This is a genomic window from Bifidobacterium sp. ESL0745 (genome assembly GCF_029433335.1).
In the GTDB taxonomy this organism is placed as follows: domain Bacteria; phylum Actinomycetota; class Actinomycetes; order Actinomycetales; family Bifidobacteriaceae; genus Bifidobacterium.
Genome location: NZ_JAQTHX010000002.1, coordinates 313,601 through 320,651, shown reverse-complemented (window position 1 = coordinate 320,651; position 7,051 = coordinate 313,601). Strand labels below are relative to the sequence as shown.

Below are 7,051 nucleotides of genomic sequence, written 5' to 3'. Positions count from 1 at the left end.
CTGGCAATCAAAAAAAGCTTTACAAATAAAAAGTAGTACAGACACACTCTTGAGTTCTCAAACCACCACCACACCAACAAACAACCTCAACTCTTTGGAGAGAAGCTGTCGTGTTGAGCAGCAAGAGATAAATATACGCGACAATCCGATATCGCGCAAGTTGAAGGGTGCAAAAACCTTAAGAACCGTTGCAATGATGCGGTTCTTTCGGCGTGTCACTACAGGTGTCCTTGCACCTCTACGCGTTATTTTAGACCCGAAAAATCAAGAATCAAATCGAAATAATCTTTCTTTACGGCGCGTCAGCTCACCGACAACGCAAAACGGACAACTTTCAGGCTTTCTTAAACGCCTCATAGTTTTGCATACTCAGACAAATGGATAATTACCATCATTACTACGCGCTCCTCGAAGCAGATCCGACCAGTGCTTTTATAACCATGGAACGCAAACGGTTTCTAGAAATCATAAGGAACAAAGAATCGCGCCGCCACCTGCACCTTCAGAGACAGTAAAGTCAAAATCAAGCACAGTCAGGCATACTTTGCAATCAACAATGCCAACGATACAGACAGATCAAAGAACCAATAAACTAAAAGTTTGGGATCAGAACCGAGGCAATGTTAAATGCGACCTACCGGCCAAAATATGGTGCTCCAAATCAGGGGTTGGCCTTATAGGGTTGGTCTTTTTTTTTACGCAATTCTCTATCCGACATCGAAAAGCCACGGATGGTGCTTTCTCGAAAAATTCGAAAACGATCAAAGTTAGACGAGGATTGATGCGCTAAAACTCAAAATATCAGCGAAACAGGGTCTATCTCCACCGATAACCGGAAATATAGAAGCATAATTCATCGATACCGAATAAAGCAACAATTCTAAAGCACTACGAAACGGCGGGATATAGGCCAGAACTTGGTGTTTAAGATCGAGGTTTAACCTTGTTGGAGTGAGCGTTGCATGCTGCAATTTTTAGCAGGGAAAGTCGGCGGCACCTGACCTCTCCGAAAAGATTCAAAAATGAAAATGGGAGGCAAACTGGACGCACCGAATACCGAGAAAACCGCAGAGAATCAACATTTCTGTCTTTTCGACGATTATGGCAATGCGAAGATGCCATTCAGCGCATGGAGGTTACAGGCAAAATATCAATTCTAAAACACCACGGACTGGCCTATAACTCGAATGGCTGGCAATTCTAAAATGTGTGGCCACTACCGAAAACTGAAAGCAACTTATATATAGGGAAAGGTTTTTGCGTTTTCGCTCATTGCGCTGGGACCTTTGACTACAATTATGTATATGACTAAAAAAATCGCGGTATTGACTGGTGCTGGTATTTCGACTTCGGCGGGAATCCCTGACTTTCGCGGACCCGACGGCGTGTGGACCAAGCACCCTGACCAAATGAGCGTTTACGACATTGATGCATTTATAAGCGACAAGAAGGCACGCGAATATTCGTGGGCCTGGCAAAAGGCGTCGCCGGTATGGAACGCGCAGCCAGGCGAGGCACACAAGGCGCTGGTCAAGTTGGAGAAGGCCGGATTACTCACGCTTTTGGCCACGCAGAACTTTGACGCACTGCACGAAAAGGCCGGCAATTCCAGCGATCTGATCGTCAACTTGCACGGTACCATCGGCACCTCGCACTGCATGAAGTGCCATGCCGAATACAAGACGGCCGACATCATGAACAATCTCGACAACGAACCCGATCCGCACTGCCACCGCAAGCTGCCGTATAGCGGCAACCAAACCTGCAACGGGCTGATCAAAACTGACGTGGTCTACTTCGGCGAAATGCTACCAGATGGAGCGATGGAAAAGTCGATGGCACGAGTGGCCAAGGCCGACGAGTTCTGGGTAATCGGATCCACGCTTGAAGTCTTTCCCGCAGCGTCGCTCGCACCGACCGCGGTACAAGCCGGGGTGCCGATGACCATTATGAATATGGGGCACACACAATACGACAACATCGCCACGAGGCTCATCCACGATGACATCGCCAAGGCGCTGCCGGAACTGGTGGACGAGACCATCGCCGAAGCGGAGAAATAGAAACTACAAATCAAAAGAAAACCGAGGCAAGCGAGCAAGGCGAGATAGAATAACATCCGTTCACAATGGAATTTATCCATGAAGGCATCGCCAAGGCGTTGCCGGAACTGACGGACGAGGCCCCATTGCCAAAGCCGAAAAGCAAGAACGTCAGACCAAAAACGGGACAAAGACCATTGAAGTAGACGAAATACCAGCGGCATCCGTTCCTAACAGTGTCGAAGGACCAGCAAAGAGCCGGGACGGCGTTCTCTCGAGAGGATGATTATTAGCAATGACCATGAATACGAAAGAAGAATTCTACCGGATTCTGAAGGAACAAACGGATATGGCGCTGGCCACTTCGGTCGACGACATTCCTGACGTACGGATCGTCAATTTTTATTTTGACCCTGGCGACAATATCCTTTACTTTGCGACGTTTAAAGGTAACAACAAGGTCAAGGAAATGCAGATAAATGCCCATGTTGCTTTTACGACCATTCCCCACGGCGGCAACGCACATGTAAAGGCACGGGGAATTGCCCGCCCGAGCAGAAAAAGCATCGATGAAATTGCCGACCGATTCATCGCCAAGATTCCGGCCTACGCGAACACGTTGCGCGCGGCCGACGGTAACCTGCTGCTGTATGAAATCAGTTTTACTACGGCAACCGTGACCAAAGACCTCAGCAATATCGATACTTTTACTATCGAGTAAATATCACTGTCGCTAGATGATACTGATATATTCCAGACGGGTTCGCAGACATTTGAGTCCTCATAAGAGAATCACAATATAACCAATATATAAATAATAAGGATGTGGGCTTGCTGCGGCATTAGACTGCAGCAAGCCCACACCCTTTATGAAATGAAATTCTTTTTAATAGATGCGCTTGGGATCGAAACCGGCGTCTTTGAGAGCCTTGAGGACCTGGGCGATGTGGTCGGGGCCGTTGGTCTCGACGGTGACGCCAAGGGAGACCGAGTCCGTGTAATGGCCGGAAGCCTTGAACTGGTCATGGTTGAGCTCGATGACGTTGGCGCGGGCATCGGCGAGGACTTGCGCAACTTTGACCAGCTGGCCGGGGGTATCGGGAAGCTCGACCTCGAAATTCATGATGCGGCCGCGGGCGATCATACCCTTTTGGATGACTGCGCCGATCGTGACCGTGTCGATGTTGCCGCCGGAAATAATCGGAACGATGACGTGCTTGCCCTTGGCCGCGGCAAAGACGCGCGAACGCAGGCTCAGATGTTCCAGCGCGGCCAGAGAGACGGCACCGGCGGCTTCGACCACAAGCTTGTGCTTCTCCATCATCAGCAAGATCATCTCGTTGATGTCGCGTTCGGAAACGGTGATGAGGTCATCGAGATATTCGTTCAAAATTGCGAACGTAAGGTCGCCAGGATGACCGACGGCAACGCCTTCGGCGGAAGTGACCACCTTGTCGGCAGGAACGACCGTGCCGGCCGCGAACGAGTTCTTGAACGCGGGCGAACCCTCGGGAATCGCGCCGATGACACGAACCTCCGGTTTGAAGGTCTTGATGGCGAGCGCCACGCCCGCACCCAGGCCACCGCCACCAAGCGGAACGACCACATCGGTGACGTTCGGAACATCCTCAAGAATCTCGAGGCCGATGGTGCCTTGACCACAAAGCACTTCGTAATCGTCGAAGGGATGAACATAGACCAAACCGTCGCGCTCGGAAAGTTCGGAAGCGTATTCGGCGGCATCGTCGAATAGGTTACCATGCAGGACCACGTTGGCACCGTAAGACTTCGTCGCATCGACCTTGAGTGGCGGGGTGCTTTCGGGCATGACGATGGTGGCTTTGGCGCCACGTTCGAGGGCCGCATAGGCGACACCCTGCGCGTGGTTGCCGGCGGAAGCGGTGACGATGCCACGGGCGAGCTCCTCATCACTCAACGAAGCGATCTTGTTGTATGCTCCGCGAATCTTGAAGGAACCAGTGACCTGAAGATTCTCCGGCTTCAGAAGAATCTCATGGCCCGTGGCCTCGGAAAGGACCGGCGAAGGCATAATGCGCGTGTGCCGCGCAGTGCCTTTGAGTCTTTGGGCGGCCTTTTTGAGTTCGGCCGCGTGGTCATGCTGCAGTGCTTTGACAACGTCTTCTTGTTTCATACGCAAATTGTACGACTGCGACGCGCAACAACCGACACGATGTCCAAAAACGGAATACTACTTCTTGGACTTCGACGCAGCCTTGGAACTTGTTGAATCCTTCGACTTCGACTTCGGCTTCGAGGCGCGCTTGGGTTTCGCGTCAGGATCGGCACCGGCGGTGACAGCCTCGGACTCGGCGACCAAGTAGCCCAGCAGGCGGGCCGTGTCGGTCGGGGTAGCGATGCGCGAACGGGCGTTGGTATCGCCGGCACCCACCTTGATCGTCCACCAAGCAGAAGGCTTCTTGGATTTCTTGGGCTTTGCAGTCGTTGTCGCAACAACCTCCGACGTAGCCGTGGCAACAGGGGCTTGTGCTGATTCCACCATCTTGACGAGTTCGGCAGCATCAACATCAGCATTGGCCGCATCATTGGTGTCATCATCCGAATGGTGTGCGGAAGCGCAGCTGGAGACTTCGGCAAACATCGTCTCATCGGTGGTGTCATCGCCCATGGCGAGCGCAAAATCATAACGCCCACTTTCCAACAGGGGCTCCACAGCCTGGCCCTTGCTCACGTTGGCCGGACAGACCTCGATGACCTTGGCGTTACGCATGACCATCAATCCATACTGCGGGCAGACTTTCTGCAGCTCCGCAACCAGACGCTCACGCTGTTCCTTGGCGAGCTTCTGATCGCTCATGCGATAGTGCCACGCCAAATCCGTGGACTTGTATTCGATGAAGGATTGCGGAACACGCGCGACCGACTTGTTCATAATGGTCTCAATGATCGGACGCCATTCGTCGGGGTCAGGCAGTCCGTCAGCACGACGCCAATAACGCTTGGGGGCACCAGTCTTGCCGTCCTTGGCCGAAGTGGCACCAGACGCAACGGGCTTGCTGTGCCAGGCACCATGCTCCGCGATCAGACCGACCGGCAAATCGCCGAACCACTCCTCCATCGTCTCGCGGGTTCGACCGGAAACAAGATACAGATCGACATCGGGGATGGAACCGACTTTACAGAGCAGGTCAAGCAGACGCCGCGTCGGCTTGGCACGACCGGGCGTACGAACAATCTGCGTCAACGTACCGTCGTAATCGCACAATACCAACTTATGCTTCGAGACACCCCATTCATGGACCAAACGATCACGTTGGGAACTTTGCAGACGACGGTCGGCCATCCGCGGGTCGCTGACCTGACGAAGCGTGCTCAGGAATTCAGCGCTCCACAGGCTTGCAGTGCGGTATTTCAGGCGGGCCTGCATGGCGGCATTGCGGCGTTTGGCCTCAGCGGAGCCGATTTCCAAGGCCGAATGCAAGGCCTCGCAGACGGCTTCGGTATCGTACGGGTTGACGATGAATGCGTCTGTCAACTCACGCGCCGCGCCACATTCGTCAGAAAGCACCAGCGCACCATCACGGCCGTCACGGGAAGCAAGGTATTCCTTGGCGACCAAATTCATCCCGTCACGAAGCGGGGTGACCAAAGCCACGTCACCGGCGGTATAGATACCGCAAACCGGCTTAATCGGCAGGGAACGGGTGATGTAATGGATAGGCGTCCACGAAAGCAGCGAATACTTGCCGTTGATCTCGCCGACAAGCTGGTCGACCTGCTCCTTCAGCTTGCGGTAGGTTTCGACGTCCTCGCGGGTGGGCGTTGCCAAAAGGTAATACGTAACGTGGCCGACCCATTCCGGGTAACGGCTCAACATCAAGTCGAAAGCGCGCAAACGCTCGGGCAGGCCCTTCGTGTAATCGAGTCGATCAACGGAAACGACCACCTTGTTGTCTTCAGTGCTGCGTTTGGCCGCAGCCGAACGCGCAAGTTTCACCTCAGGCAGCTCATCCTTGGTATGGGCGCTCCACCAGTTCTCTTCACCGTCGCTGGCCTCGGCCGCGGCCTCGGATTCTGCGGTGAGGGAGGTGCTGACTCGCCTGGTGCGCTTGCCGCTGACGGCTTCGATGCCGTGGCGCATGGCCTGCGCAAGGCTGGAATGTGCATTACGGCGATAGAGGCCGTAATCGATGCCGATGGGGAAAGCGTCGACGGTGACAAAGCGCTTCTGGCCGTTGGCGTCAACCGGAATGCGGCCGTTCGTATCGACTCCAAGGCCCAAGATGGAACGGACAGAGGCCAGGAAGTTCACACAAAAATCCTCGGTATGGAAGCCCAACAAATCGGCGCCCATCAAGCCTTCAAGCAATTCCTTGCCATTGGGCAGCTGATGGAAGATCTCGGGGCTCGGGAACGGAATATGCAGGAACCAGCCGATCTTGAGCTTGGGGAAACGGGCACGCAGCATCGCCGGAAGCAGCATGAGGTGGTAGTCCTGAATCCACACCGTGTCATCGGGGCTGACCAACTCGGCGATGGCATCGGCAAACTTCTGATTGACCTCCTGGTAGACCTTCCACGTGGACGAATCGAATTTGGCCTCATGCGCGAAATCGTGGAAGAGCGGCCACAGCGTATCGTTGGAATAGCCGGCATAGTAGCCATCGATTTCCTTTTGTGTCAGAAAAATCGGAATGCAGCGACGGCGGGTGAATTCCTCTCGGATCTTGTCGATTTGGACTTTGGTACGCGTTTCAGGATCGATACTGCTCCAACCCACCCAGAGGCAATCGTTGTGAGACTTGTGGTACGGGCCAATAGCCGTGGCCAGACCACCGATGCTCTGCTTCAACGCATACGTGCCATCTGGCTTGGCATGAAGGGATACTGGAAGTCTATTGGAAACGATAATCAAACGAGCCATAGTTACTCCTCACTTCGCGCTTAGTACCGCTGCATATGAGAAGACAACTGCAGGCTGCCTTCACACGGGCAAATACCTATATTTGTATCTTACCCCACAAAGCTTG

The 7,051-nt window shown here is 53.6% G+C and carries 5 protein-coding genes; 3 read left to right on the top strand and 2 right to left on the bottom strand.

What is annotated here, in order from left to right; translation table 11 throughout:
- From PT275_RS08115 to PT275_RS08105, 3 genes are all read left to right on the top strand, one after another.
- Positions 1–385 (top strand): hypothetical protein (locus PT275_RS08115; RefSeq protein ID WP_277153874.1); only part of this gene is annotated, 385 nt, incomplete at its 5' end.
- Positions 386–1,304: 919 nt separating this feature from the next.
- The gene (locus PT275_RS08110; RefSeq protein ID WP_277153873.1) at positions 1,305–2,063 is read left to right on the top strand and encodes a Sir2 family NAD-dependent protein deacetylase; all 759 of its coding nucleotides are present in this window, start codon (positions 1,305–1,307) and stop codon (positions 2,061–2,063) included.
- Between the two features lie 274 nt (positions 2,064–2,337).
- Positions 2,338–2,763: a pyridoxamine 5'-phosphate oxidase family protein gene (locus tag PT275_RS08105; protein ID WP_348519520.1), complete on the top strand. Its 426-nt coding sequence runs from the start codon at positions 2,338–2,340 to the stop codon at positions 2,761–2,763.
- A gap of 165 nt (positions 2,764–2,928) precedes the next feature.
- Here PT275_RS08105 and ilvA read toward each other — a convergent pair whose 3' ends face one another.
- Both ilvA and otsB read right to left on the bottom strand, forming a co-directional pair.
- A complete protein-coding gene (gene ilvA / locus PT275_RS08100; protein WP_277153872.1) occupies positions 2,929–4,194 on the bottom strand; it encodes a threonine ammonia-lyase in 1,266 nt (421 codons plus the stop codon).
- Positions 4,195–4,251: 57 nt separating this feature from the next.
- The gene (otsB, locus tag PT275_RS08095) at positions 4,252–6,945 is read right to left on the bottom strand and encodes a trehalose-phosphatase (protein WP_277153871.1); all 2,694 of its coding nucleotides are present in this window, start codon (positions 6,943–6,945) and stop codon (positions 4,252–4,254) included.
- Positions 6,946–7,051: the final 106 nt, after the last annotated feature.